Genomic DNA, 26,192 nt, shown 5'->3' on the forward strand with positions numbered 1-26,192 from the left:
TCCCATGGTCGCACTGTCACGCCGCGTTTTTCTAGGCGGAGCCGCCCTTGCCAGCCTTGGCGGTGGAACGTGGATCTTTCGCCGGGCGCAGGTGCAAGACCGCGCAAAGGACCTCTATGCCATACCGTTGACCGCGCCGAATGGGCCTATGCAGGTTTACCATCTGGGGCATTCATTGGTGGGGCACGACATGCCCGCGATGCTGGCGCAGATGGTGGGGGCGGGTCACAGTTTTCACAGTCAGACCGGATGGGGCACCTCCCTGCGCGAACATTGGGAGCCGGATGAGGCGATTAACGGATTTGAACGCTCCAACGATCACGCGCAGCACCGTCCGGCCCGCGCGGCCATAGGATCGGGCGATTATGACGCCGTGGTGTTGACCGAGATGGTCGAAATTGCCGATGCCATTCGTTATCACGACAGCCCTGACTACCTTGCCCGCTGGGCCAGCCTGGCACATGAGGCCCGGCCCGATACCCGCATTTACCTTTATGAAACATGGCACCACACCGATGATGGTAACGGCTGGCTAAACCGCATCGACCGTGACCTTGATAAATACTGGCGCGATGAGGTGCTCTACCCTGCTTTGCATCACTCTGAGGTGCCTGTGCATCTGATCCCCGCCGGTCAGGCCATGGCGGCCTTTGTCCGTGCGGTTGAGCAGACTGGTGGGGTTGGCGGTATTGTCAGCCTACATGATTTATTCTCGCGCGACGATAATGGTCGCTCGGATACGATCCATTTTAACGATCAGGGGGCCTATCTTGTGGCGCTGACCCATTACGCGACGCTTTATCACCGTGACCCGGCGGGCCTGCCGCATCAATTGAACCGCGCCGACGGCACCCCAGCAAATACGCCAAGTGCTGAGGCCGCCCAACTGATGCAACGCGTGGTCTGGGATGTCGTTCGCGCCCATCCCGACAGCGGGGTCGCAGCATGAGCGGTCTGGGCAGTCTGTTTTCCGTTCTCATGGTGGGGCATAGCCTGTTTGGCACTGACGGGCCGGATATGCTGCAAGAGACGCTGCGGGCCGGATTGGGGCAGGGCGAGGTGCGCGCCCAGATCATCAACGGCGCGCCCCTACGTCATAATTGGCAGGAATCGTCCAGCGCCGAAGGCGTTGATGCACGCGTCGTGCTGCCCGAGGGGCAAACCACGCATCTGATCTTGACCGAGGCGATCCCGCTGGCCAATCACACGCGCTGGTCGGATACCGAAGTTTACGTGCAGTCATTCTTTGACCTTGCTGCAAATGCCAACCCAGCGGCAAAGGTCTATCTGCAAGAGACGTGGCATTCGCTAAAAAGCGGCAGCGGGGAAACTGTTGAATACGACGACAATGCCCATATCCCTTGGCGTGAGCGGTTGGAAAGTGATCTGCCCGTATGGGAAGGGATCGCGGCCTCTGTTGCGGAAGGGCGCAGATCAGACAGCGCAACGATTGAGTTGATCCCAGCCGGGCAGGCGATGGCACAGCTATACGATGAGATCGCAGCCGACCACGTGCCGGGGCTGACCCAGATCGACGCGCTTTTTGCGGATGACATTCACCTGAATGATCTTGGCCATTATTTCGTTGCCATGGTGCAATACGCTACGCTGACGGGCAAAGACCCATTGGGGTTACCGAGCGACTTCAACAATCGCTGGGGCAAGGCATTTGAAACACCCTCGCCCGATCTCGCACGAGAACTTCAGCGTGTGGCATGGGATGCGGTGCGCGCCTATCAAAGCAACGCCGTGATGCCGGTTCCCCCGGCGTCGCGTCCAGCGGCAGACGACAATGCACAGACCGCGCCGATCACCCCCACGGGGCCACCGGCGACAGCAGAAACTGTGAAAACGCAGGCCGAAATGCCTGCAGCGCCAGTGCCCAGTGCCCCCTTTGAAATCGTTGCACCCGAGGGTGCTGTCAAAGGCACGCGCGCTATGGGCACCAACCTTGCCAGTGTCACCGATTGGAGCGTTCAGGCGCCGTTTCTTGATCTGATGAAAACCGCGCGCCCATGGCTTGGCCATATGCCGGGGCGCTTTGGCGGTATGGAATATGCGCAATTGGTTGACGGCGGCTACCTCAGTGCAGAGGGCTGGCCGATCAAGATGCCACGGGAATTGGGCAGTATCGGCACGCTGATCCTGACCGATATGCCAAAGGAGGCCGCATCGCTAGAAGGGCGCTATTTGCTGCGGTTCAGTGGCACAGGCGTGATCGAGGTTGCGGGGCGGGCCAAGAATGTACGCTATGGCAAGAATGAGGTCCGGTTCGACTATGCACCGGGGCCGGGCAGCGTGGAAATTCGCATTCAGCGGATGCATCGAAGCGACCCGCCGCGCGATATCACCGTGGTGCGCGAGGATCGGGCCGCCGCCTTTGATGCAGGCGCACGGTTCAACCCGGATTGGACCCAGCATCTGACGGGGATGAAGGTTCTGCGCTTTATGGATTGGATGGGCACCAATGACAGCCCCATCGCCACATGGGAAAATCGCCCACGCCCTGAGGATGTGACCTATGCCCTGCGCGGCGTGCCGGTTGAAGTCATGGTGGCGCTGGCAAATGAGCTAAAGATCGACCCATGGTTCAACATGCCGCATCTGGCAGAAGATGCCTATGTCACCGAATTCTCGACCTATGTATTAGAGACGTTGGACACAGACCTGACCACCTATGTTGAATTCTCCAATGAGGTTTGGAACTGGCAGTTCGCCCAGACCCGCTGGGCCGATGAAATGGCGCTGGCCCGTTGGGGAGAAGCCGAAAAGGGCATGCAGTTCTATGGCCTCCGCGCCGCCGAAGTTGCGCGGATTTGGACGGATGTCTTCGGTTGCAGAGCAGACACAGGGTTGCGCAATGTGATTTCCAGCCAGACGGGGTGGCTGGGATTGGAAACCGAAGTGTTGGACGCACCGCTTTATGTCGCAGAAGAAAAAGGAAACAACCCGCCCGCGACTGCATTTGATGCCTACGCCATCACCGGATACTTCGGCGGAGTGCTGGGGCTGGAGGATAATGCCGAGATGGTGAATGGCTGGCTTTCCGACAGTCTTGCCACCGCCCGCGCGAAGGGAGAGGCGCAGGCGCTTAGCGGAGCAGACCTAGAGGCGTATATAGAGACACATCGCTATGACGTGGCCTCGGCCCTCGCGGCCCAAGACCTGCGCAATGGCGGCGCCAGTGGGCTTGAGAATGATACGTTGGCCGATCTGATCGGCCGTGTTTGGCCCTATCACGCAGCCGTGGCGCGGACGCATGACCTTGATTTGGTGATGTATGAGGGCGGCACCCATGTAGTTGGGCTTGGTTCGCAGGTAGACAACGAGGCGTTGACCGACTTCTTTCACCACCTCAATTACACGCCTGAGATGGGCGCGCTTTATACTGATCTGATGGCCGGTTGGGAGGCCGTCGGCGGGCAATTGTTCACCCATTTCGCCGACGTTTATGCCCCCACGAAATGGGGGTCTTGGGGCGCGCTGCGCTACCTCTCGGATGACAACCCGCGGTGGGATGCTGTGTCCACATGGCGCTAGCGGCTGCGAAATTTTCGGGGGTCAGCATCCTGATCCCCGCCCATGATGAGGCGGATTGGCTGCCTGCTTGTCTCGATGCGCTCTGCGCATCTGGCCCGGTCTCGGGGCCGGTCGAGGTGATTGTCGTGGCCAACGGTTGCACTGACGCGACCGCCGAAGTGGCCCGCAGGGAAGCATCGGCTTTCGAAGAGCGGGGCTGGACGTTGCGGGTGCTGGAACTGACCGAAGGCAGCAAGCTCAGCGCGTGGAACGCGGGCGAGGCGGCAGCGCGGGGTGACGTCTTGGTTTATCTCGACGCCGATGTTCTGGTCTCCCCGCCCTTGTTGGGGCAGTTGGCCGAAGCGCTGGTCGACGCTGTGCCGCGCTATGCCAGCGGGGTGCCACGGGTGACTACAATGGGCGATTGGGTAACGCGCCACTACACACGTTTTTGGCGCACGACAGGCTTTATGACCCACGGCGTGCCGGGGTTTGGTATCTTTGCGATGAACCGAGCAGGGCGGGCGCGTTGGGGGGATTGGCCGGATATCATCTCGGACGATACCTTTGCGCGGCTGAACTTCCGACCTGAAGAACGTATTGCGGTGCCCGCCACATATGATTGGCCGATGATCGAAGGATTCGCGCCATTGGTGCGTGTGCGGCGGCGGCAGGATGCGGGCGTGGCCGAGGTGGGGCGGCTCTTTCCCGAACTGATGCGGAACGATGATGCGCATGATGACATGCGCCCTTTCTGGAAACGCGTGCTCAGCGATCCGTTGGGGGGTATCGTCTTTATCGCCGTGCGTCTGACGATCCACGCCCCGGTCTTTCGTAGCGCAAATCGCTGGGTGCGGGGGCGTTAACGGGCGACATCCTGCATGAATTCGGCCAATTTGGCGGCCTCGCGGGTGACGTCATGGCGTGCGAAAACACGCGTGCGGGCCTTTGCCCCCATGCCATCTAATGCCGCTAAGGGTGCGTCATGTAGCGTTGCCATCGCCTCGGCCAAAGCGGTGACATCACCGGCGGGCACAAGCCAACCGGTTTCGCCGGGCTGCACCAACTCCGGTGTGCCTGCGATATAGGTGGCGATCACCGGACGAGCGGCCGCCATGGCCTCCATCACCACCATGGGCAATCCTTCGGCAAAGCTGGGCATGACCAACGCATGGGCGGCGGCGAGTTCGGAGGTGACGCGGGCTTCATCAACCCAGCCGGCCAGTGTGACGCGGTCTGCTAGGCCATGGTGGGCAATCTCGGCCTCAATCGCGCGGCGCAATTCGCCGTCACCAATCAGCGTCAGATGCAGATCAGGATGGCTGTCACGCAGCTGCGCCATCGCGTTGATCAGGGCGATCTGGCCCTTTTGCTCAACGAAACGACCGATGGAGACCAAGCGGCGTTCGCCAACGGGTAGGGGCGCAGGGGTGGGGAAATTGGCAGGCTCAATTCCGCAATGCACCACTTTGATGCGCGGCCAATCGGCAGGATCGGCCCAGCGGCAAAGTTGGCTGCGCCCGAATTGGCTGATCGCTACTGCAAAGGCCGCATGGTGAATTTTCGTGCCAAGGGACAGCGCGCGAGGGCTGTCGAATTCTTCGGGGCCATGGGTTGTGAAACTATAGCGCGGCCCGCCCAAACTGTGGCAGAGCATTGCGACCATGGTGGCATTGGTGCCGAAATGCGCGTGCAGATGTTCTACGCCGCTGTCCTCCAACTGATCGTGCAGGTAGCAAGCTTCGGCGAGATAGATGAGATGCCGAAAAAGCCCCGTCTCGGCCTGGCGCGCGGCCGATCGGACATCCCGTAGTGCCTTAATGAATTGCGCGGGCGACCTGAGCAAACTGCGCAGACTGGCAGCGGCAAGCGCCGCGCCACCGGCGGCCAAGACATAATGCGTGCGTGCATGCTCGGCCTTGTCTTGCGCATCAATCAGCGGCACATCTGGGCCGCGCATGGCGAAACGCAAGACCTCATGGCCCGCCGCCTCCAACGCCGCGATCTCGCGTCGGATGAAGGAATGCGAGGGCTGCGGGTAGGTGTTGAGAGTATAGGCAATCTTCACGGGGGCGCGGGCCTTGGGCTGGGGGCGATAATCATTGTTACCCGCCTGCTTGCCACTGGCACAAGGGCGGGCAAGCCTTTAGTCTTTCGGAAAGAATTGGCAGAGGCGCGATATCGGGTGTTTTCAAAGGTTTCCCAAGCGGTGACAGGCAATCGCCTGATGGCCCGCGCCCTGCGTTCAACGTCTTGGATTGTGCTGGGCTATGGTGGTGCCCAAGCGATCCGGCTGGCGTCAAACCTGATCCTGACGCGCCTCCTGTTCCCCGAAGCCTTTGGGCTTATGGCCTTGATACAGGTGGTGATCGTCGGACTGACTCTGTTCTCGGATGTGGGCATCGGACCGTCGATCGCCCAAAGCAAACGGGGCGATGACCGGGATTTTCTAAACACTGCGTGGACGATCCAAGCAATCCGGGGGCTTTGCCTATGGCTTGCGGCCTGCGCGCTCACATGGCCTGTGGCGGAGTTCTATGGCGAACCATCGCTGCTGGTCTATCTACCCATCGCGGCGCTAAGCCTTGTGATCGCCGGGTTCAATCCCACACGGATTGAGACCGCGCATCGGCACTTGCAGATGGGGCGGCTGACGCTATTGGATCTGGCGTCGCAGGTCATTGGAATCATTGTGATGATCATCGGTGCGGTGATCTATCAATCTGTGGCAGCGCTGGTCGTGGGCGGCGTGGTGGGCGCGCTGGCGAAACTGGCGCTGACCCATGCGTTTTTGCCGGGGCCGGGCAACCAATTCCGCTGGGAGCGACCGGCGGTGCAAGAACTGGTGCATTTCGGCAAGTGGATTTTCCTATCCACGATGTTTTGGTTCTTTGCCAGCCAAGGTGACAAGGCGATCTTGGGTAAGTTCCTCTCGCTCGAAGGGCTCGGAATTTATAATATCGGCTATTTCCTTGCCAGTTTCCCGCTCATGCTGGGGCAGAATGTGACCGCCCGGGTGATGATCCCGATTTACCGCGAGGCGGGGGGCGGCGATCAGCCAAAGCTGCGACGGATGCGCTATGGGTTGAGCGGCGGACTGCTGACGTTGCTGGCGGTAATGGCACTGGCGGGGCCGTGGCTTGTGTCGGTTCTTTATGACCCACGGTATCTGCAAAGCGGGGCTATTCTGGTGATGCTGTCGCTTGCCTTGATGCCACAGGTGATCGGGATGACCTACGATCAAGCCGCGCTGGCCGCAGGGGATTCGCGGCGTTTTTTCATCTCTTCCGCGTCTCGTGCCAGCGTGCAAATCGGTATGTTGCTGGCGGGCGTGATCTATGCCGGGCTGCCCGGCGCGCTGATTGGTCTGGGCGTGGCGATGCTGCTTTCACATCTCGTGCTGATCTGGTTGGCGCGGGCGCATGGTGTTTGGGATGCGCGCCATGATCTGACATTTGCCTTGCTGGGGCTAGGGCTCGGCGCTTTGGCAGTTTGGCTGCACTGGGATCGGGTGCTGGGTCTTAGCGCCACGGTCTAGCGAAACGCTTAGCCCTTTTGCTGACGCGCCAATCGTGCGGCGCGACCTTGTTTGCCAGCGTTCAGCCGTTCCTGCCAGACCTTCCCCAAGGTGCGGCGCCTTTCATGCGGGCTGAGGTCGGGGATCGACACCACAGGGATCAAGCCCGTTTCGCGGGTCATTTGGCGGGCCGAACGGATCACTGGGCGGCGCAATTCGAGCAGGAAGGCCACGAACAGACCTAGCATAATGCTGGCGAGGCCGCCGATGATGGCAAGCTTTTTGCGGCTGGCCGAGACTGGATATTCGGGCAGTTCGGCCTGCTCAAGCGTGATCAGTTTTTCGCCGCGCTGATCGGTTTCGAGCGAGAAGCCGACTTCGGCCTCATTGCGCCGGGCTGTGATTACTTCCAACTGGTTTTGCAATTGGGTCATGCGGCGCTCAAACCGGGCCAATTCACGCTCAACCTCTGGCGAGGTTTGCAGGCTTGCGGTCAGTGTCTCGCGCTGTTCTTGTAGCAGATCACGCTGTGTTGTGAGGCTTTCCATCGTGGCATCCAGCTCAGCCTGTTCGCGGGCGATGGTGGCGGCGCGGGCGTCGGGGTTCACCCGGTCACGGGCCAGCCGCGTCGCGATGATCTCACGATCAAGCTCTAGGATCGCGTCATTCAAGCTGCTGATCTCGCCGCGGCGAAATTCTAGACTGCCTTCGAGGGAAAGATCATTATCGGCGCGGTAGTTGGCCAATTCAGCCTCAAGCGTAGAAATATCGCGGATCAAATTTTGCTCTTGGCGCTGGAAGAACTCCAAGGTTTCGAGGGTCTGGCTTTGACGCTGTGCGGCAGACATCTGGCGGGTGCGGTCGGCAAATTCGCGGGCCACGGCCTGCGCATCGGCTGGGTTGCCCATCTCGGCGGTGAAGGTCATCACAGAGATGGTGCCATCATCGGCAAAGCCCTCACGCGGGGCTGCGACCCCTGTAATTGTGACGGAACGGCGCAGCAGATCGACTTTTTCTGACATCCGCAGCGCGGTCAGGTCTTCATAGAGGCCAAATCTTTGAATGATGTCGACAAGCGTTCCGCGTGCCATCAACTGCTGTTCGATCAATTGCAGGCGACGGGCTGACGACCCTTCGACGGTAGAAGGGGCAAGATCATTGGCGATCTTGGGCTGTTCAATCTGAATGACTTCGGAAGATTGATAAACATGGGCGATCGACAGCGCCCAAAATACCGAAGCGACACAGCCCAAAAGCGTGACCAGAATAATAACGCCCGCGCGGCGGCGCAGCATGTCGATGATGTCATCGAATGTATAGATCGGTCCCATGTGCCTCTCTCAAACCTGCTTTGGCCCCCAATCCATTGCTTGGCGGGGTTTCCCTGCCTAGACCAGAAGACTTGGGCGATAATAGGGCGCTAACAGGCGCAAAGACAGGGGGTGTCAGGCATATTTCGGCAGGCTTGAAGATCGGGCACGGTTCAGGACGATGCCCAAAAGCGGCACCTGACCTTCAAGCATACGTTCACATTCACGCAGATGCCGCGCCATGGTCTGACTGCCGTCAGAGACCAACAAAACCCCGTCAAGCTGGGGCAAGAAGGCCGACAGGTCGTCATGCTCCAACATAGGCGGCATGTCATATAGGACGATCTCTGGCTGGAGCGTCGCGCGCATCCGCAGCAAGGTTTCGGCCGTTGCGCTGTCTTGAAGGATTTCGGCGGCGTTCACCTCGGCTTGGTCATTCAGACCAAGCGCCAACGTATCGCTTACACGAACCATCTGCTGGCCCAGACTGGTCCGACCGGCCAAAAGGTCGCTCATTGCACCGGGGGCGTCAGTGTCAAACGCGCGGGCCAGACCGGGATTGCGCATATTCATATCCATCAGGACAGTCCGTGATCCCGGCACTCGGGACAGGCTCAGCGCCAGATTTGTGGCCGAGAAAGTATTGCCGCAACCCGATGTGGGCGCGGTGACGGCGATGTTTACCCAGCCATGTTCCAATATCGTCTGACGCAGTCGCGTGCGCAGCAGATCAAAGGCCCGTGCGGCTGCGCTGTTGCGGTGATCATCGACCAGCGGCATGTCCCCACCGGGGCCGGGCGTTGCGATGGGCAGGTCTTGCCAACGTGGGGCGCGGTCATCGCTGACGTATTGCGTGATCGTAGGGGCGGCGACGGGCAGAGGCTCTTCGAAGGACAGATCGCCGTCGATCTCGTCCTCATTATCGATCACTGTACGGCGCGGGCGGATGCTGTGCCGCATCCCCGGGCCGCCAAAGGTCGCCAAAACATCGCTGTTGTCCGCCCCGAGGGCGTCAGATGCGTAAAGATCCTTCATCTTATTCCCTTTCGATTTTCTAAACATGAGGTGGACAATTTCCGATTGTTAGCAGGCGTGGTCAGCATCGCTCAGCACCCCGTCCGACGCAAGACGACCCCGACAGTTTTGATCAGAATGGTCAGATCCATCGGTAGAGAGATGTTGCGACGGTAGGCGCCATCTACTTCATTGCGGTAGGTAAAGCGGCTGTTGTTGCGCGCAGAGACCTGCCAAAGTCCGGTAATGCCGGGGCGCAGAGCAAAGTAGGATTTCGGGTCGCCGTACATTTCAAGTTGTTCCGGCATCATTGGGCGCGGGCCGATCAAGCTCATGTCGCCAATCAGCACGTTCCAAATCTGAGGCAGCTCATCGATGGATGTGGCCCGCAAGAAGTTGCCAACCCGCGTGATGCGCGGATCGTTCTTCAGCTTTTGCATCTCATCCCATTCCGCACGCATGGCCGGATTTGCGGCAAGATAGCTTTCCAATACCGCATCGGCATCACGCACCATGGTGCGCAGTTTGAGGATGGAAAAGCGTTTCCCGCTACGGCCCAGCCGCGGCTGCGTGTAAAAGGGTTGGCCGCTCTCGATCCACAGCGCTAGCGCGCAAAGGGCAATGATCGGCAACGCGATAGGCAGGGCAGCAAGGATCAGCAGTTTGTCGAGAACCGGTTTGGCGTAGCGGCCATAAAGACCCTTGGGGCGCAGGCAGAATGAGGCCAATTCACGCGATGCCTGCAAAACGGCAGCGCCCGCAGCGTTAGGTGCGCGGTCCATCTGGCGGCCCAGCACCGGAGCTCCGGCAGTGATTTCCATCAGGCCAAAAGCGTGTCTGTCGGCGTTAAAGTACTTCATCAAAACCCCCCAGGGTCTATCGCATTCATTCGTGCCACTGCGGCCCGCGGCGCGTTCTCGCCGCTACAAGTCGAAGGTCTATCCAACCTATACGCTGAGGTAGGGTACGTATCATTTGTTACCACCTTCGCGCCTTATTTGATCCTTTTTTTAAGAAACAGACTGTTTCCCTCTTGGCGTGGTGGGTGGAATTTTACCAATGAACTGGGTGGCTTAGAGCGGGGAATTGTTGGCGTAGGTGGGGTGGTGATTGTCCCTTTCGTCGCGCGGAAAGGGATGGCGCTGAGAGGGGTGACGAATACTGTAAGCCCTTAAAAATAATAAATTTTTTGTAAATATGGGGCTGATGATGAACTGAGTGCCGGCTCTATAATGCTAGGTATCAACCGTCGTCAGCCCCGCAAATCGTTGGTCAGCAGCGGATCGCCGCACGCCGCAAATTCCCTCTGTTCTCTAGCCGTGCTCACGAAATTGTCAGGATGCTTTTCTGGGCGACAATTGGGCGTCTAGCGAGGAAACGCGGATCTAATACACCCTGAATCAGCATCAAAGCTCAGAGCGATTCTTTAGCCGACCACGGTCAATTTCCGAATTTCATATCAATGAGAAGTGGCAGCCCGTAGGGGAATCGAACCCCTCTTTCCAGGTTGAAAACCTGGCGTCCTAACCGATAGACGAACGGGCCACTCTTTTGTCAGGTCAGTGCGGCGTTTCGTGTGTGCTGCTCTGTCTGTGAGCGGACGTTTAAGTAATCCTGCGGGGGGCTGCAAGCAGAAAAATGAACTTTTTCTAGAAAAAGTTTTCAGGCCCGCGCGGCGTCCTCCAAACGCAGTTGAACGGTCCGCCGACCACGGAAATTGTTGATGTCGAGACGCCCTGCGAGGTGGAAACGCGCGCCGCCGTGGTTTTCAAGCGCGGGGCCGAGGGGGCCGTCGTAGGCGCCAAAGGAAATGGCCTCCAGATTCGCGCCCAGGCCGTCTCCGAAACTCACTTTGAGGTGGTTTTCGCCCACGCGTTTGGCAAAGCGGATTTGCATGTCGGCGAAGGCATAGCGCGGGGCAGGGGCGCCCGCGCCGAAGGGGCCGGCTTGCTCGACCATTTCGGCCAGTTCCACCGTGGCCGCGCCGGGCATCATCATGCCGCAGAGATTCAGATCAGCTGGTCCAGCCAAATGCGCGCCCTGTTTGGTGAGCAATTCGCCAAGCCGTTCCATCGCTGCGTCGATCTTGTCTTCTGCCACCGTCAGGCCCGCTGCCATCTTGTGGCCGCCGCCCTTGATCAGCAGCCCTTCGGCAGCAAGGCGCTGGATCGGCGCGCCAAGGTCAATGCCACTGATCGAGCGGCCTGAGCCTTTGCCAATGCCGTCTTCGACGCCGATGACGATGGAGGGGCGGTTGGCGGCTTCTTTGAGGCGCGAGGCGACGATGCCCACCACGCCGGGATGCCAGCCGGGGCCAGCGGCCCACGCCAACGGCCCGTCAAAGCCGCGCTCTTCGGCCTGTGCCATGGCGCTGCCACGCACAGCGGCCTCGACCTCGCGGCGGTCGGTGTTGAGCTGGTCCAGTCGTTCGGCCAAGGCCGCAGCTTCATGTGGGTCGGCGGTGGCCAAAAGCCGCGCGCCAAGGTCGGCCTGCCCGATGCGCCCGCCCGCATTAATGCGGGGGCCAAGCAGAAAGCCGAGGTGATAGGCCGTGGGGGCCGTGTCCATCCGCGCCACATCGGCAAGGGCGGCCAAACCGGGGCGCGCGCGGCGGGCCATGACTTTCAGACCCTGACGCACAAAGGCGCGGTTGACGCCGATCAGCGGGGCCACATCGGCTACGGTGGCCAGCCCCACGAGGTCCAGCATCGACATCAAATCCGGCCCTTTGTGGCCTGCCTCGCGCAGCTGGCGACCTACCTCGACGAGCATCAGAAATACCACCGCAGCGGCGCAGAGATGCGCCAGCGTGCCGTCCTCGTCCTGTCTGTTGGGGTTCACCACAGCGAGCGCATCCGGCAGCGTTTCACCGCCCAAGTGGTGATCGAGCACGATGACATCCGCGCCCTTGGCCGCAGCGATTGGTCCGTGAGAAAGTGTGCCACAGTCGACGCAGACGATCAGGTCATGCTCCGCGGCCAGTGCCGACATCGCCTCGTCATTGGGGCCATAGCCTTCGTCGATACGGTCAGGAATATAGAGCGTCGCGCGGTGGCCCATATCGCGCAGCCAGACCAGCAACAGCGCAGCGGATGAGCCGCCATCGACGTCATAGTCAGCGAAAATCGCGATGCGTTCACGTTTCTGGAGGGCCGAGAGAAACCGCGTCGCCGCTGCCTCCATATCGCGCAACGAGCGGGGATCGGGCAGCAGGTCGCGCAGGGCGGGGGCCAAAAAGCCCGCCGCCTCGGTGTCGAGCACGCCGCGGCGGGCCAGCACTTGGCACACCGGGTCGGGCAGGCCCGCGCGCTGCACCAGCAGTTCCGCCGCGCGGGTCAGTTCCACGTCAGGGCCGATCCAGCGCCGCCCGGTCAAGGATGTTTCGACACCGAGAAAGCTCATGCGGACCTCATTTGGCCATTATAGAAGGGGGGGTAAGGGCCAGTCTGGCCCTCACTCCGCCGGGGTGCGGTAGTTGATGCGACGTACCGAACCGGTGCGCGAGCGCATGATCAGCGTCTCTGTGGTCAGCCAGCCCGGCTCGCGTTTCACGCCCGGAAGGATGTTGCCGCCGGTCACGCCGGTGGCGGCAAAGATCACGTCTTGGGTGACCATTTCGTCGCGGCTGTAGATGCGGTCAAGGTCGGTGATCCCGGCTTTGGCGGCGCGGCCTTTTTCGTCGTCATTGCGGAACAACAGGCGGCCGTACATCTGCCCACCCATGCATTTCAGCGCGGCTGCGGCCAGCACGCCTTCGGGGGCACCACCTGCGCCCATATACATGTCGATGCCGGTCTCGGCGTCGGCGCAATGCATCACACCTGCGACGTCACCGTCGGTAATCAGGCGGATAGCGGCACCTGTGGCGCGAACCTCGGCAATCATATCCGCATGGCGCGGACGCTCAAGGATACAGACGGTGATGTCGGAAGCGGCACAACCTTTGGCACGGGCCAGCGCTTCGACGCGCTCACCGGGGGTCATGTCGAGCGTGACAACATCGGCGTCATAGCCCGGGCCGATGGCGAGTTTATCCATATAGGTGTCAGGCGCGTGCAACATGGAGCCGCGCGGGCCCATGGCGATCACGGTCAGCGCGTTGGGCATGTCTTTGGCGGTCAGGGTGGTGCCTTCGAGCGGGTCAAGCGCGATGTCCACGCCGGGGCCATTGCCGGTGCCGACCTCTTCGCCGATGTAAAGCATGGGGGCTTCGTCGCGCTCGCCTTCGCCGATGACCACGACGCCCGCGATGTCGAGCATATTAAGCTGTTCGCGCATGGCGTTGACGGCGGCTTGGTCGGCGGCTTTCTCGTCACCCTTGCCGATCAGCTTGGCCGAGGCCAGTGCGGCGGCTTCGGAAACACGGGCGAGCCCGAGTGAGAGCATGCGGTCTTGAAATTCGGCGGAAGCAGTCATGGAATATCCTTGGGATCAGATGGGTTTTCTGTCCTGTACCCTCGCGCGGGCCTCGGGGCAAGTTTTGGGTTAGGCGCAGGTAGCACTTGGCCAGGAAGCAAGCCGCAGGCGCGGGGCCGCCACGCCGAAGGCGTGCCGTATTATAGGGGCGCAGCTCTGGTGCGACCGGGTAGGCGATTTGGCGATGCTAGGTGCACCCTCGCGAAACGCAGATCACGGACGCACTTTAAAGTGGCATGAAGCACCGTCTCATCGCCGACCCGCGGGCAGGCGATGGCCCTCGTCCGCCCTCAGACCTCTTCGATCCGCAACGCAACCGGCTCACCCGCCAGCACGCCCGTCTTATCCATATTCGCCAGCGCCTCAACCAGCGCGTTGCGGCTGGTCTTATGCGTCACGATCAAAACCGGGGCAGAGGTGTCGGAATGTTCATACTGGCGCATCCGGTAGATGCTCACGCCCGCTTCGCCCAGCACCGTGGCGATTTTCGCCAGCGCGCCCGGTTTATCGACCAACGCCATGCGCAGATAATAGGGGGCAGGGGTTTGGCTGCTGGAGGGGGTGGTTTGCTCTAACGTCTCGGCAGGCTGGCCAAAGACCGGCCCGCGCAGCCCGCGTGCGATGTCGCAGACATCGGCCATCACCGCGCTCGCCGTCGGACCTTCGCCCGCCCCGGCACCGCGCAGCACGATCTGGCCCACGGCATCGCCTTCGATCACCACCATGTTGGTGCCGCCGTCCAGCTGTCCCAAGGGCGAGGTCTGCGGCACGAGGCAGGGCATCATCCGCTGCTCCAGCCCGCGGCCAGTCTTTTGGGTCACGCCCAACAGTTTAATCTTATAGCCCATGTCGGCAGCGGCGCGGATGTCTTCGATGGCGACCCGCTCGATCCCCTCAAGCTGGATGCCGTCGAAGTCGATCTTGGTGCCGAATGCGATGGAGGACAGGATCGCCAGCTTATGCGCCGCGTCGATGCCGCCCACATCAAGCTGTGGATCGGCCTCGAGATAGCCCAGCCCATCGGCCTCGGCGAAAATCTCTTGATAGGTTTTGCCGGAGTCTTCCATCCGCGTGAGGATGTAATTGCACGAGCCGTTCATCACCCCCATGATCCGGGTGATCTCATTGCCAGCAAGCCCTTCCATCAGCGTCTTGATGACCGGGATACCGCCCGCCACAGCCGCCTCATAGCGCAGGGCCACGCCTGCGCCTTCGGCCTGTTCGGCCAGCGCTTGGCCGTGCATTGCCAGCATCGCCTTGTTCGCAGTGACCACATGTTTGCCCGCCGCCAGTGCGGATTCGGTCGCGGCCTTGGCAGGGCCGTCCGCGCCGCCCATCAGTTCGACGAAAACATCCACGTCATCGCGGGTCGCCAGTTTGACGGGGTCATCTTCCCAATCATAGGAAGAGAGCGACAGCCCGCGATCCTTGTTGCGGGTGCGGGCAGAGACCGCAGAAACCGTCATCGCGCAGCCGGTGCGGGCCTCTAACAGGGCGGCCTGCTGGCGCAGAATGCGCAGCACACCCACGCCCACAGTTCCCAATCCGGCGATCCCGAGGCGAAGCGGCTTAGACATGGCGGTGGTCCTTCTGGTCTGATCCGAGAGGCGCGGCAAGCTTGGCCGAGCTTTGCCGCGATGTAGCGGGTTCAGCGCGCGCGTGCAACGCGCATACGCTTTTGTAGGCTGGGGATTTATTCGACGTCTTCACCGGATTCGGCGGCCTGACGCGTGCGCTTTAACTCAGACGCCCGTGCGCGCAGCCGTGCCACCCGCGCGGCGGTCGCGGCATCGGCGCTGTTGCTGCCGATCCGCCCGGCGCGGGCGTCCAGTTGGGCGGCACGTCCGCTCAGCTCTGCCTCGGTTCGAGCAGGATCGATCCGGCCAGCGCTGGCCTGCGCCAAAAGCGGGTCGATCGGTACGATATCGGGAAAGGGCGCGGCATCAAGTTCCGGGGTGATCGTGCGATCAAGCGCGGGAAATTGCGTGCAGCCAGCCATCAACGTGGCGCCCAGAAACAGGGCAGAAAGTGAGCGGGAAAGGGGGGCGCGCATGAGGGTCATGCCTCGTTCTGCCCCAGCCGTGATCTTCGCGCAAGCGGGGTTTGCTTTTGAACGCTTGTTCATTAAATTGCCGCCATGGCAAGAACCACAGGCTCTCATTCAGGTATCACCGGCCCGCGCGTGCGCGCGGCTGCGCTGCGGCTTTTTGCGCGGGGGGGCTATGCCGCCGTGTCGATGCGCGCCATCGCCGCCGAGGTCGGCGTGCAGGCCGGGGCGCTTTATAACTACACGCCCGACAAGCAGAGCCTGCTGTTCGACTTGATGCAGGCGCATATGACCGACCTGCTGGCCGAAACGCCCAACAATGCAGACCGCTCTGCACTGCAGCAGCTGCAGGACTTCGTGGCCTTCCACATCCGCTTTCACGCGGATCGACCTGATGAAGTTTTCATCGCCTATATGGAGTTGCGCAATCTGACGGAGGAGAATTTCGCCGTGATCGAGCGTTTGCGCCGCGACTATGAAGACCGGTTGGAAGCGATCCTGCGCGCCGGGGTTGCCAGCGGGGATTTCGCCGTCGCCGATACCAAGATCGTGACGCTGGCGATCATCGCGATGCTGACGGGCGTGAACACATGGTATCGCGCGGGCGGGCGGCTGTCGCTGGATGAGGTCGTCGCGCAATATTGGGATATGGTGCGCAAAGCCGTGACCGCCTAAGCGGCCACGGCCCTTCGGTTCAATGCGCGGGGCGGATGAAGGTCCCGTTGTTGAGATCGCGCATCGCCTGCTGCAATTCGGCGCGGGTGTTCATCACGATCGGCCCATGCCACGCCACCGGCTCTTCGATTGGAGCGCCTGAGATCAGCAGGAAACGCACACCCTCCGGTCCGGCCTGAACCGTGACCTCATCCCCGGTGCCGAAACGGATCAGCGTCCGGTCGCCCGACATGTCGCGTATGTTGACCTCTTCGCCGCCGACCTCTTTCTCAAGCAACACGCCCGAGGGGGCAGAGGCATCGGCGAACGCACCCGCGCCTTGGAAGACATAGGCAAAGGCCCGGCGGTAGGTGTCGATCTTGAAGGTCTTCTTGACCCCTGCGGGCACGAAAACATCCAGATACTGCGGGTCAGCTGCGATGCCGTCGACGGGGCCACGTTTGCCCCAGAACTCGCCGGTGATGACTTTCACCCGCGTGCCGTCGTCGTCGGTCACCACCGGGATATCGCTGGATTTCATATCCTGATAACGCGGCGCGGTCATCTTCTGGGCTGAGGGCAGATTGCCCCAAAGCTGGAAGCCATGCATCTGCCCGGCGGCATTCCCGCGTGGCATCTCTTGGTGCAAGATGCCCGAACCGGCGGTCATCCATTGCACGTCGCCCGCGTTCAGATCGCCGGTGTTACCCAGCGAATCCGCGTGTTCCACGGTGCCTTCGAGCACATAGGTGATCGTTTCGATCCCACGGTGAGGGTGCCAAGGGAAGCCCTTTTCAAAATCTTCGGAGCGGTCGTTGCGGAAGTCGTCGAACAGCAGGAAGGGGTCAAGCTCCGACGGGTCGTGGAAGCCGAAGGCGCGGTGCAATTTGACGCCTGCGCCCTCCATTGTGGGCGTGGCGCGGCGGGTTTCCAATGTGGGTCTGAGGGACATGATGCTCTCCTTTGCAGTTGCTTAGAAGATAGGGGGCGGCGGTGCCCTCAACAATTGGCCCCGGCGAACGGGGCCTGTGCAAATTTGCGCAGCTTCAGCAATTCGGCACATTCACCGCCAATCCGCCGAGGGAGGTTTCCTTGTATTTCTCGCTCATGTCCGCACCGGTTTGGCGCATGGTCTCAATACAGGCGTCCAGCGGCACCAGATGCGTGCCGTCGCCGCGCAGCGCCAATGAGGCCGCCGACACCGCCTTGATCGCGCCCAGCCCGTTGCGCTCGATACAAGGCACCTGCACCAGCCCTTTGACCGGGTCGCAGGTCATGCCGAGGTGATGCTCCAGTGCGATTTCGGCGGCGTTTTCAATCTGCTGCGGCGTGCCGCCCATCACGGCGCAAAGCCCGGCGGCGGACATGGCAGCGGCACTGCCGACTTCGGCCTGACAGCCGGCTTCCGCCCCCGAAATCGAGGCGTTGTATTTCACCAGCCCGCCAATCGCCGCGGCGGTGAGCAGGAAGTCTTCGATATGCGCCTCAGATGCGCCGGGCACATGGTCGAGGTAATAGCGTAAGGTCGCGGGCATCACGCCTGCCGCGCCGTTCGTGGGCGCGGTAACGACTTGGCCGCCAGCCGCGTTTTCTTCGTTCACCGCCATGGCATAGACGCTCATCCAGTCGTTGATCGTATGCGGGGCGGATTGGTTCTGCCCACGCTCGGCAATCAGCGCGTCATGGATGCCCTTGGCGCGGCGTTTCACCTGAAGGCCGCCGGGCAGGATGCCATCGGCCGTCAGCCCCCGGTCGATACAATCGCGCATCACCTGCCAAAGCCGTTTGCTGCCCGCGCGCAGGTTGTCGGCTCCGCCACGCGCCTCTTCGTTGGCGCGTTTCATACCTGCGATAGTCTTGCCGGATTTCGTCGACATCTCAAGCATTTCGGCGGCAGACTTGAACGGGAAGGGCACCGGCGCACCCTCATCCGTGTCCTTGCCTGCGGCGAGTTCTTTCTCGGTCATCACGAAACCGCCGCCGATGGAATAATAGGTTTCGCGCAAGGCAACGTCGCCTTGGGCATCGGTGGCCATCAGCATCATGCCATTGGCGTGGCCTGCAAGCTTGGTGTCGTAGTCGAAGATCATGTCGCGCTCGGGGTCGAAGCGCAGTTCGGGCAGGCCGTCGACGCTGATGCGCTTGGTCTGTTTGATCTCTTCCAGCACCTTCTCGGCGGCTTCGGCGTCATAGTCCTCGGGCGTGAACCCGGCGAGGCCGAGGATCGTGGCGCGGTCGGTGGCATGGCCCACCCCGGTAAAGGCGAGGCTGCCGTGCAACGACGCGCGCAGCCCGGCGAATTGGAAGGGCGATGCGCGCATCTGGTCAAGGAAACGCCCCGCCGCCACCATTGGCCCCATTGTGTGCGAAGACGAGGGGCCAATGCCCACTTTGAACATGTCGAAAACGGAAAGAAACATCTGGGGGCGGGCCCTTTTATGGTGGCGGGTGTCGGGGCTTGGTGAGACGGGTATCGCCCAGAGCTTTGGCGCATTGCAAGCGGTGTGGGGCGATCCAACCATTTCCCGCCCCGACTTTGCACGCCGAAAGCGACAGGGTAACCGCTTGCAGCGTCCCGTTGCAGGGGCTTGCCCCCCAAAAACCGCAGACTTGCCCCTCGCACCCTATGCCAATTCGCCCTATAACGCGGCAAACGCCTCTAGGGAGCTGCCCCATGTCCGGAGAACTATCACCCATCGACAAGGCCAAATTCGTGGCTGCGAAACGGGCGTGTGATTTTGTGGAAGATGGGATGCGTGTCGGGCTTGGCACAGGATCGACCGCCGCGTGGCTGGTGCGCTGTTTGGGAGAGATGGTGCGCGACGATGGGCTGCGTATCAAAGGCGTGCCGACCTCCTCGCGCACGGCGCAACTGGCGCGGGAGGTGGGGATCGAGGTGATCTCGCTCGACGAGGCGAAATGGCTCGACCTGACGATTGACGGGGCGGATGAATTCGACGGCGACCTGAACCTCATTAAGGGTGGTGGTGGTGCGTTGTTGCAAGAAAAGATCGTCGCCACGGCAAGCGACCAGATGGTGGTGATCGCCGATGTCGGCAAAGAGGTGCAGCATCTCGGTGGCTTCCCCTTGCCCATCGAAGTGATTCCCTTTGGCTGGCAAACCACGCAGGCTCTGGTTGAAGAGACGCTGATCTCGATGGATGTGCTTGGCCGCAACTCGACCCTTCGGATGAACGGCGAGGTGCCTTTCATCACCGACGAGGGGAACTATATTCTGGATCTGCGGCTGGGGCGCATCGGCAACGCGCGGCAATTGGCGCTGGTGCTGAACCAGATGCCCGGCGTGGTGGAAAACGGCCTGTTCATCGATATCTGTGACGCGGTTGTGATCGGCTACGGGGATGGCAGGGTCGAGGTGCGCGACATAAATGAAGGCACTGTGGCGACCGACCGCTTGGAATTTGTCGAGACCGACAACCTGTTTTCCGACCTCAGCGATTAACGCCCACAAAGCGAGACACGCGCGATCCCGCGCAGCACCAAAATATGCGCGATCCCGCGCAATACTAAAAACGACTAAGAGAGGCGCCAAATGGCCAAGAATGAATTCGACTACGACCTGTTTGTCATCGGTGGTGGCTCGGGCGGTGTGCGCGCGGCGCGTGTCGCGGCGGGCGAACATGACGCCAAGGTCGGACTGGCCGAAGAGGACCGCTATGGCGGCACCTGTGTGATCCGGGGCTGTGTGCCTAAAAAGCTGATGGTCTTTGCCTCGGGCTATGCCGATGTGGTGGATGAGGCGAAATGCTTTGGCTGGGATCTCAAGGCCGGGCCCTTCGATTGGCATGACTTCAAAAGCCGCCTGAACACAGAGTTGGACCGCCTTGAAGGCGTCTATCGCAAGCTCTTGAAGAACTCTGGCGTCGAGACCTTCGACGCCCGCGCGCGGATCAAAGATGCCCATACCGTGGCGCTTTCCGACGGGACCGAGAAGACCGCCAAACATATCCTCATCGCTAGCGGCGGTCGCCCCGTGCGCCCCGAGATCGAGAATGCGGAACTGGGTCTGGTCTCCGACGATCTGTTCCACCTTGAGAAACTGCCCAAGTCGATTCTGATCATCGGCGGCGGTTATATCGCTTGTGAATTTGCCTGTATCCTTAACGGTTTGGGCGTCGAGGTGACGCAGTTCTACCGCGGTGCGCAGATCCTGCGCGGTTTTGACGACGAAGCGCGCGGCATGGTGGCCGAGATGATGCAGGAAAAGGGTATCGATCTGCATGTCGGCACCAATATTCTGGAAATGACACCCAGCCACGAAGACGGCAGCGGCCCGATGAAGGTCAAGCCGACCAACGGTACTGAACGCATGTTCGATCAGGTGCTTTTCGCCACCGGACGCCGCCCCAACAGCGACGACATGGGGCTGGACGAACTGGGCGTGAAACTGGGCCGCGGCGGTGAGGTCGAAGTGGACGAATACAGCCAGACGGCTGTGCCCTCGGTCTATGCAATCGGTGATGTGACAAACCGGATCAACCTGACGCCTGTGGCGATCCGCGAAGGGATGGCCTTTGTCGAAACGGTCTTTGGCGGTAAGCCGACGCCGGTCGATCATGATCTGGTGCCTTCGGCGATCTTCACCCAGCCTGAAATGGGCACCGTGGGGCTGAGCGAAGAAGCCGCGCGCGATGCAGGGCCGATCGAGGTCTATGCGACATCGTTCAAACCGATGCAGGGGGCCTTTGCGGGCAAGGCCGACCGGGTGCTGATGAAACTGATCGTTTGCGCTGATACACGGGTTGTGTTGGGTTGTCATATCGTCGCACCCAATGCGGGTGAACTGATCCAAATGGTCGGCATCGCGGTCAAGATGGGCGCCACGAAAGAGCAGTTCGACGCCACATGCGCGGTGCACCCGACCATGTCGGAAGAACTGGTTACCATGCGTAATCCAACCCGCACGGCTTGAATATCACGCGAAAGCGTACAATTTTTAGAACGATAGGCCGCATGGGCGGCCGAGAGGGGAACATATCAATGGCAGGAAATTCGCAAGGCCCCTGGGGGGGCGGCGGAGGCGGCAACCGGGGCAACGGCGGAGACCGGGGCACCAATGGTGACCGCGGCAACGGGGGACGCAACGACGGGCCGCAGGGTCCACGCGGGCAGGGCGGCGACCGCCCGCAAATGCCCGAGATCGACGATCTGGTGCGTAAGGGCCAAGAGCAGCTGCGCGTCTTGATGGGCGGCCGTGGTGGCGACCGGGGCAATGGCACCGGCGGCGGTGGCCGCGGCTCTGGCGGGCCGGGCGTGACCCGCAGCACCGTCGGGCTGGCTTTGCTGGCCGGTGTGGCGCTTTGGGGCTTTGCCAGCTTTTACACCGTGCGCCCTGAACAGCAGTCGATCGAACTGTTCTTGGGCGAATTTTCCGGCATTGGCACCGAGGGTCTGAACTTTGCCCCTTGGCCGCTGGTCACGGCCGAAGTCTTTGATGTGACCACCAACCGTACCGAAGAGCTCGGTGTGCGGCGCGGTGGCGGCGGCAACGAAGGGTTGATGCTGACCACGGATGAAAACATTGTCGACATCGATTTTCAGGTGGTCTGGAACATCAAGAACGCCCGCGATTTTAAATTCTCGCTGCGCGACCCCGAAGCGTCGGTGCGCGCGATTTCCGAATCCGCGATGCGCGAAGTCATCGCCCAATCCGAACTGGCTCCGATCCTGAACCGGGATCGTGGTGCGGTGGCCGACCGGGTCAAAGAGTTGATCCAAACCACACTTGATAACCGCAACACCGGCATCAACGTGCTGCGTGTCAACGTGAACAAGGTCGATCCGCCCAGCCAGACTGTGCAGGTCACAGACGCCAACGGCAACACAACCACGCAGTCAGTCGTCGACGCTTTCCGCGACGTGCAGGCCGCCGAGCAGGAGCGCGACCGGGTAGAACGTCAGGCAGATGCCTATGCCAACCGTCGTACCGCCGAAGCACGTGGTGAATCGGCGCAGCTTTTGGAAGCCTCCGAAGGCTACCGTGCCCGTGTGGTGAACGATGCCGTGGGTGAAGCCAGCCGCTTTGAGGCTGTGTTGGAAGAATACCGCAACGCGCCCGAAGTAACGCGCAAGCGGCTGTATCTTGAGACGATGGAAAAGGTTCTGGGCGACGTGGATAAAATCATCCTCGAAAACGGCAGCGGCCAAGATGGCCAAGGCGTTGTTCCCTATCTGCCACTGAACGAGCTGCGGCGCAGCGGAGGGTCGAACTGATGCGTAAAACGAGCCTACTTGTTCCCATCGTCGTCATCGCCATCGTTGGTGTGCTGGCTTCGGTTTTTGTGGTCGACGAGCGTGAAAAGGCGCTGGTTCTGCGCTTTGGTCAAATCAAACAGGTCCGCAATGAGCCGGGCATCGGTTTTAAAGTGCCGCTTTTGGATGAGGTCGTGCGTTACGAAGACCGCATCCTGTCGCTGGAAACCCCAGTGATCGAAGTCACCCCCGCCGATGACCGCCGTTTGGAAATCGACGCATTCGTGCTCTACCGGATCGACGATATGGTTCAGTACCGCCAAGCTTTGGGTGCGGGCGGTGAACGTCAGGCCGAAAGCGAAATGGGCGGCATCATGGAAAGCCAAATCCGTGCTGTCCTCGGTTCGCAAGGTGTAACCTCCAACACGATCCTGTCGCCTGAGCGTTCTGATTTGATGGAGCAAATTCGTGTGCGCGCCGATGCCCGCGCTCAGGCGCTTGGCCTCAAGGTCGTGGATGTGCGACTGCGTCAAACCAACCTGCCTGAGCAGAACTTTGACGCGACCCTGCAGCGGATGATCGCCGAGCGTGAGCGCGAAGCCACCGATGAACGCGCCCGTGGCCGCGAAGCCGCGCAGCGTGTGACCGCCCTTGCAGATCGGACCTACGAAGAGATCCTCTCGGAAGCGCGCCGTGATGCGCGTATTATCGAAGGTGAGGCCGATGCCCAGCGGAACAACATCTTTGCACAGGCCTATGGCAAGGATCAGGAATTCTTTGAATTCTACCGATCGTTGACCGCCTATGAGCAGGCGTTGCAGGGCGATAACTCGACTATGGTGATGTCACCGGACAGCGAGTTCTTCAATTACCTGCGTTCGGATCAGGGCAGCCGCTCTGCCGAGGGCGAGCGCGAATGAGCCTTGTTTTACTGGCTTTAGGGTCGGTTCTGATTTTCGAGGGGCTGGTGTACGCACTGGCCCCTTCGTTTTTGGAGCAGATGCTGGAGATGTTGCGCCGCATCCCCGGGGCGGCCTTGCGTCAGCTTGGCGCGTTGGCTGTGGTGGCCGGGCTGATACTGATCTGGCTGGCGTTTCAATTAGGCATCTAGGGCCGCGCTCGTGGGTGCGGCGGGGATGGGGACGCCATTGCAAAACTTTCAGCCTATTTTCTGCAAAAGCGATGCAGGCAGTTGCAAATCCCAACGCTCTTCACAGTTGAAAACCCCGTGATCGGCCCCATCTTTGATGTTGCAGCGCATCCGTTCGGAATGCACTCTGCCCACGTTGGCGACAACAGGAACAATCAGGAGACGATGAATGCAGGCCAAGGCGGTTTCCCTGTCCAAAACAGCACAAGACACCCAATGGATGCGAGCGATGGCAATGGGGGTGATGGCGCTGACCCTCTTGATCCTGCAAGCCAGCATGGCGCTGGCCAAACCTGAAAGCCTCGCCCCACTGGCCGAGAAAATCAGCCCCTCGGTGGTGAATATCACCACGTCGACCACGGTTGAGGGCCGCACCGGGCCGCAGGGCATCGTTCCCGAAGGCTCGCCTTTCGAAGACTTCTTTCGTGAGTTTCAGGACCGCAACAACGACGGCGAGGGCAACCGCCCGCGTCGGTCTTCGGCGCTCGGCTCTGGCTTTGTGATCTCTGAAGACGGCTATGTGGTGACCAACAACCACGTTATCGAAAGCGCTGATGAGATCACGATCGAATTCTTCTCGGGCGAGGAACTCGTCGCCGAGGTGATCGGCACCGACCCCAAGACCGACATTGCCTTGCTGAAGGTCGAAGCCAAACAGCCGCTGCCCTTTGTCTCTTTCGGGGATAGCAACGCTGCGCGTGTTGGTGATTGGGTCATCGCCATGGGCAACCCGCTGGGGCAGGGCTTCTCGGTCTCTGCGGGCATCGTCTCTGCCCGCAACCGGGCGCTGTCGGGCACCTATGATGATTACATCCAGACCGACGCCGCGATCAACCGGGGTAACTCCGGCGGGCCGTTGTTTAACATGGATGGCGAAGTGATTGGTGTGAACACCGCAATCCTGTCGCCCAATGGCGGTTCCATCGGGATCGGCTTTTCGATGGCCTCCAACGTGGTGACACGGGTGATCGATCAGTTGAAAGAGTTCGGCGAGACCCGCCGCGGTTGGCTGGGTGTACGCATTCAAGATGTGACCGATGATGTTGCCGATGCCATGGGCCTCAAGAAAGCCGTGGGCGCACTGATCACCGATGTTCCAGAAGGGCCGGCGCGGGAGGCAGGGCTTAAAACCGGTGACGTTATCAAATCCTTCGACGGTGTCGAAGTTGTCGATACCCGCGGCTTGGTCCGTCAGGTGGGCAACAGCCCAGTCGGCGCGACCGTGCGTGTGACCGTGCTACGCGATGGCAAGACCCAGACCATAAAAGTGGTGCTGGGCCGTCGCGAAGATGCGGATGGCGCGGTTCCTGCGGTTATGGACGAAGATGCCGAGGATGGCTCCGAGGCCGAGCCGCAGTCTACGATGTTGATGGGGCTGACCCTGACACCACTCACGGATGCGCTGCGGGCCGAGCTTGGCGCGGATGATGGCATGACCGGCCTTGCGGTGACGGATGTTGATCAGACTTCCGAAGCCTTTGAAAAAGGCCTTCGCATGGGCGACATCATCACCGAAGCGGGACAGGAAAAGGTGACAAACATCACCGATCTGGAAGCGCGTATTGAGGCGGCAAAAGATGCGGGGCGCAAGTCTTTGCTCTTGCTCGTGCGCCGTGGTGGTGATCCGCGATTTGTCGCGCTGTCGTTGGCTGAGTGATCTGCTAAGGTAGAGATTAATAAGGGCGCCTTCGGGCGCCCTTTTGCGTTTCGGGATCAGCCGCCTTGCCGGGGCACCGCCACCAACCCAAGCGCGCGGGCGGTGGTAAGCGAAAGCACTTCACTGTTCGGCCCTTGTTGCGCCTGATAGCGCCGCACCGCCTGCCGCGTGGCTGCGTCCATCTCGCCCGTGATCGGCCCGCTGTAATAACCACGCGCCTGTAGTGCGCGTTGCAATGTGCTGTTGAACTCAACCGTGAGGACATCCGGGCAGGGGGTCTCAAACCAGTTGTCGACCCGCGCGCGTACAATCTCTTGCCGTGTCTCGGTTTTGTAGACCGGCGGCTTGGCAATGCTGCCATCGGGGTTCATCTTGGCGGGGGTGACTTCGACCTGTTCGGTTACCGTTTCAATTACCGCCGGGCTGACCGTGCGGCCCCAGCAACTGCCCTCGGCCGCGCCTGCGGGGCCGTCGCGCGTCGCCTCTAATACCCCCGGCTCCGGGCGCGGCGTGGCCGGGGTCGTGCTGTCACACCCCGCAATCCCGGCCACCGCCAAGAGCAGCGCCCCGCGCAGGGTGGCGGATCGGAATGTGATGGGCTGTTTCATGCCGGTTCTCTCGGGGCTTGCCTGTCGTTTGCGGTGCAGACTAGCGGGATGCGCGGACCTTGCCCACCGCAATGTCACGCACTGCGT

General features: G+C 61.2%; 22 protein-coding genes and 1 tRNA gene. 11 read left to right on the plus strand and 12 right to left on the minus strand.

Translation table 11 applies throughout. The features are described from left to right. Positions 1–4: 4 nt before the first annotated feature. From DSM110093_RS05285 to DSM110093_RS05295, 3 genes are read left to right on the plus strand one after another with little or no spacing between them, the layout of a single operon-like run. The gene (locus DSM110093_RS05285) at positions 5–949 is read left to right on the plus strand and encodes a hypothetical protein (protein WP_243267010.1); all 945 of its coding nucleotides are present in this window, start codon (positions 5–7) and stop codon (positions 947–949) included. Further along, positions 946–3,540: a hypothetical protein gene (locus DSM110093_RS05290; RefSeq protein WP_243267011.1), complete on the plus strand. Its 2,595-nt coding sequence runs from the start codon at positions 946–948 to the stop codon at positions 3,538–3,540. The genes DSM110093_RS05285 and DSM110093_RS05290 overlap by 4 nt, the downstream gene beginning before the upstream one ends. Continuing rightward, positions 3,531–4,385, plus strand: coding sequence for a glycosyltransferase family 2 protein (locus DSM110093_RS05295; RefSeq protein ID WP_243267012.1), 855 nt, complete (start codon positions 3,531–3,533; stop codon positions 4,383–4,385). Before DSM110093_RS05290 ends, DSM110093_RS05295 begins: the two co-directional genes overlap by 10 nt. Here the strand turns inward: DSM110093_RS05295 and DSM110093_RS05300 are convergent. Continuing rightward, positions 4,382–5,587 carry a glycosyltransferase family 4 protein gene (locus tag DSM110093_RS05300; RefSeq protein ID WP_243267013.1) on the minus strand — a complete coding sequence of 402 codons (1,206 nt, stop codon included), beginning with the start codon at positions 5,585–5,587 and terminating at the stop codon, positions 4,382–4,384. The two genes, DSM110093_RS05295 and DSM110093_RS05300, sit on opposite strands and share 4 nt — an antisense overlap. Positions 5,588–5,746: 159 nt before the next feature. Between DSM110093_RS05300 and DSM110093_RS05305 the strand changes: the two genes are divergently transcribed. Continuing rightward, a complete protein-coding gene (locus DSM110093_RS05305) occupies positions 5,747–7,057 on the plus strand; it encodes an oligosaccharide flippase family protein (protein WP_243267014.1) in 1,311 nt (436 codons plus the stop codon). Between the two features lie 8 nt (positions 7,058–7,065). Here the strand turns inward: DSM110093_RS05305 and DSM110093_RS05310 are convergent, their stop codons facing one another. The 8 genes from DSM110093_RS05310 to DSM110093_RS05345 form a co-directional block, all read right to left on the minus strand. Continuing rightward, a complete protein-coding gene (locus tag DSM110093_RS05310; protein WP_243267015.1) occupies positions 7,066–8,367 on the minus strand; it encodes a Wzz/FepE/Etk N-terminal domain-containing protein in 1,302 nt (433 codons plus the stop codon). A gap of 114 nt (positions 8,368–8,481) precedes the next feature. Further along, a complete protein-coding gene (locus DSM110093_RS05315; RefSeq protein ID WP_243267016.1) occupies positions 8,482–9,381 on the minus strand; it encodes a CpsD/CapB family tyrosine-protein kinase in 900 nt (299 codons plus the stop codon). 71 nt (positions 9,382–9,452) lie between these two features. Next, positions 9,453–10,220, minus strand: a complete 768-nt coding sequence (locus tag DSM110093_RS05320; RefSeq protein ID WP_243267017.1) for a sugar transferase — start codon at positions 10,218–10,220, stop codon at positions 9,453–9,455. A gap of 610 nt (positions 10,221–10,830) precedes the next feature. Beyond that, positions 10,831–10,905 (minus strand) — tRNA-Glu (locus DSM110093_RS05325). A 117-nt stretch (positions 10,906–11,022) separates the two neighbouring features. Beyond that, positions 11,023–12,762, minus strand: a complete 1,740-nt coding sequence (gene recJ / locus DSM110093_RS05330) for a single-stranded-DNA-specific exonuclease RecJ (protein WP_243267018.1) — start codon at positions 12,760–12,762, stop codon at positions 11,023–11,025. A gap of 51 nt (positions 12,763–12,813) precedes the next feature. Beyond that, complete coding sequence (gene glpX / locus DSM110093_RS05335) at positions 12,814–13,776, minus strand: class II fructose-bisphosphatase (protein WP_243267019.1); 963 nt, start codon at positions 13,774–13,776, stop codon at positions 12,814–12,816. Between the two features lie 290 nt (positions 13,777–14,066). Then, complete coding sequence (locus tag DSM110093_RS05340; RefSeq protein WP_243267020.1) at positions 14,067–15,353, minus strand: homoserine dehydrogenase; 1,287 nt, start codon at positions 15,351–15,353, stop codon at positions 14,067–14,069. Positions 15,354–15,469: 116 nt separating this feature from the next. Continuing rightward, positions 15,470–15,838: a hypothetical protein gene (locus DSM110093_RS05345; RefSeq protein WP_243267021.1), complete on the minus strand. Its 369-nt coding sequence runs from the start codon at positions 15,836–15,838 to the stop codon at positions 15,470–15,472. Between the two features lie 75 nt (positions 15,839–15,913). Between DSM110093_RS05345 and DSM110093_RS05350 the strand changes: the two genes are divergently transcribed. Next, a complete protein-coding gene (locus DSM110093_RS05350) occupies positions 15,914–16,498 on the plus strand; it encodes a TetR/AcrR family transcriptional regulator (RefSeq protein WP_243267022.1) in 585 nt (194 codons plus the stop codon). 19 nt (positions 16,499–16,517) lie between these two features. Here the strand turns inward: DSM110093_RS05350 and DSM110093_RS05355 are convergent, their stop codons facing one another. Then, positions 16,518–17,429 carry a pirin family protein gene (locus DSM110093_RS05355; RefSeq protein ID WP_243267023.1) on the minus strand — a complete coding sequence of 304 codons (912 nt, stop codon included), beginning with the start codon at positions 17,427–17,429 and terminating at the stop codon, positions 16,518–16,520. 94 nt (positions 17,430–17,523) lie between these two features. Next, positions 17,524–18,897 carry an L-serine ammonia-lyase gene (locus DSM110093_RS05360; protein WP_243267024.1) on the minus strand — a complete coding sequence of 458 codons (1,374 nt, stop codon included), beginning with the start codon at positions 18,895–18,897 and terminating at the stop codon, positions 17,524–17,526. A gap of 254 nt (positions 18,898–19,151) precedes the next feature. Between DSM110093_RS05360 and rpiA the strand changes: the two genes are divergently transcribed. From rpiA to DSM110093_RS05390, 6 genes are all read left to right on the plus strand, one after another. After that, on the plus strand, positions 19,152–19,940 hold the full coding sequence (rpiA, locus tag DSM110093_RS05365) for a ribose-5-phosphate isomerase RpiA (RefSeq protein ID WP_243267025.1): 789 nt from the start codon (positions 19,152–19,154) through the stop codon (positions 19,938–19,940). A 90-nt stretch (positions 19,941–20,030) separates the two neighbouring features. Next, a complete protein-coding gene (gene gorA / locus DSM110093_RS05370) occupies positions 20,031–21,410 on the plus strand; it encodes a glutathione-disulfide reductase (protein WP_243267026.1) in 1,380 nt (459 codons plus the stop codon). A gap of 68 nt (positions 21,411–21,478) precedes the next feature. Beyond that, the gene (gene hflK / locus DSM110093_RS05375) at positions 21,479–22,711 is read left to right on the plus strand and encodes an FtsH protease activity modulator HflK (protein WP_243267027.1); all 1,233 of its coding nucleotides are present in this window, start codon (positions 21,479–21,481) and stop codon (positions 22,709–22,711) included. Beyond that, on the plus strand, positions 22,711–23,610 hold the full coding sequence (locus tag DSM110093_RS05380; protein WP_243267028.1) for a protease modulator HflC: 900 nt from the start codon (positions 22,711–22,713) through the stop codon (positions 23,608–23,610). Before hflK ends, DSM110093_RS05380 begins: the two co-directional genes overlap by 1 nt. Next, the gene (locus DSM110093_RS05385) at positions 23,607–23,801 is read left to right on the plus strand and encodes a DUF2065 domain-containing protein (protein WP_243267029.1); all 195 of its coding nucleotides are present in this window, start codon (positions 23,607–23,609) and stop codon (positions 23,799–23,801) included. The genes DSM110093_RS05380 and DSM110093_RS05385 overlap by 4 nt, the downstream gene beginning before the upstream one ends. A gap of 208 nt (positions 23,802–24,009) precedes the next feature. Continuing rightward, entirely contained in the window at positions 24,010–25,497 is a 1,488-nt protein-coding gene (locus DSM110093_RS05390) for a DegQ family serine endoprotease (RefSeq protein ID WP_243267030.1), read from the plus strand. Positions 25,498–25,553: 56 nt separating this feature from the next. Here DSM110093_RS05390 and DSM110093_RS05395 read toward each other — a convergent pair whose 3' ends face one another. Further along, positions 25,554–26,105 (minus strand): peptidoglycan-binding domain-containing protein, encoded by a 552-nt coding sequence (locus DSM110093_RS05395; RefSeq protein ID WP_243267031.1) that lies wholly within the window; start codon positions 26,103–26,105, stop codon positions 25,554–25,556. Positions 26,106–26,192: the final 87 nt, after the last annotated feature.

Origin of the sequence: Sulfitobacter sp. DSM 110093 (genome assembly GCF_022788715.1) — a bacterium.
Classification (GTDB): domain Bacteria; phylum Pseudomonadota; class Alphaproteobacteria; order Rhodobacterales; family Rhodobacteraceae; genus Sulfitobacter.

Bases quoted from the DNA above. Each gene is read 5' to 3' on its own strand.
- DSM110093_RS05315 (WP_243267016.1), bottom strand. From the start codon at position 9,381: ATGAAGGATCTTTACGCATCTGACGCCCTCGGGGCGGACAACAGCGAT.
- DSM110093_RS05385 (WP_243267029.1), top strand. From the start codon at position 23,607: ATGAGCCTTGTTTTACTGGCTTTAGGGTCGGTTCTGATTTTCGAGGGG.
- DSM110093_RS05285 (WP_243267010.1), top strand. From the start codon at position 5: ATGGTCGCACTGTCACGCCGCGTTTTTCTAGGCGGAGCCGCCCTTGCC.
- DSM110093_RS05290 (WP_243267011.1), top strand. From the start codon at position 946: ATGAGCGGTCTGGGCAGTCTGTTTTCCGTTCTCATGGTGGGGCATAGC.
- DSM110093_RS05340 (WP_243267020.1), bottom strand. From the start codon at position 15,353: ATGTCTAAGCCGCTTCGCCTCGGGATCGCCGGATTGGGAACTGTGGGC.
- DSM110093_RS05295 (WP_243267012.1), top strand. From the start codon at position 3,531: ATGGCGCTAGCGGCTGCGAAATTTTCGGGGGTCAGCATCCTGATCCCC.
- DSM110093_RS05355 (WP_243267023.1), bottom strand. From the start codon at position 17,429: ATGTCCCTCAGACCCACATTGGAAACCCGCCGCGCCACGCCCACAATG.
- DSM110093_RS05320 (WP_243267017.1), bottom strand. From the start codon at position 10,220: ATGAAGTACTTTAACGCCGACAGACACGCTTTTGGCCTGATGGAAATC.
- DSM110093_RS05305 (WP_243267014.1), top strand. From the start codon at position 5,747: ATGGCCCGCGCCCTGCGTTCAACGTCTTGGATTGTGCTGGGCTATGGT.
- DSM110093_RS05360 (WP_243267024.1), bottom strand. From the start codon at position 18,897: ATGTTTCTTTCCGTTTTCGACATGTTCAAAGTGGGCATTGGCCCCTCG.
- DSM110093_RS05395 (WP_243267031.1), bottom strand. From the start codon at position 26,105: ATGAAACAGCCCATCACATTCCGATCCGCCACCCTGCGCGGGGCGCTG.
- hflK (WP_243267027.1), top strand. From the start codon at position 21,479: ATGGCAGGAAATTCGCAAGGCCCCTGGGGGGGCGGCGGAGGCGGCAAC.
- glpX (WP_243267019.1), bottom strand. From the start codon at position 13,776: ATGACTGCTTCCGCCGAATTTCAAGACCGCATGCTCTCACTCGGGCTC.
- DSM110093_RS05310 (WP_243267015.1), bottom strand. From the start codon at position 8,367: ATGGGACCGATCTATACATTCGATGACATCATCGACATGCTGCGCCGC.
- gorA (WP_243267026.1), top strand. From the start codon at position 20,031: ATGGCCAAGAATGAATTCGACTACGACCTGTTTGTCATCGGTGGTGGC.
- recJ (WP_243267018.1), bottom strand. From the start codon at position 12,762: ATGAGCTTTCTCGGTGTCGAAACATCCTTGACCGGGCGGCGCTGGATC.
- DSM110093_RS05380 (WP_243267028.1), top strand. From the start codon at position 22,711: ATGCGTAAAACGAGCCTACTTGTTCCCATCGTCGTCATCGCCATCGTT.
- rpiA (WP_243267025.1), top strand. From the start codon at position 19,152: ATGTCCGGAGAACTATCACCCATCGACAAGGCCAAATTCGTGGCTGCG.
- DSM110093_RS05390 (WP_243267030.1), top strand. From the start codon at position 24,010: ATGCAGGCCAAGGCGGTTTCCCTGTCCAAAACAGCACAAGACACCCAA.
- DSM110093_RS05345 (WP_243267021.1), bottom strand. From the start codon at position 15,838: ATGACCCTCATGCGCGCCCCCCTTTCCCGCTCACTTTCTGCCCTGTTT.
- DSM110093_RS05350 (WP_243267022.1), top strand. From the start codon at position 15,914: ATGGCAAGAACCACAGGCTCTCATTCAGGTATCACCGGCCCGCGCGTG.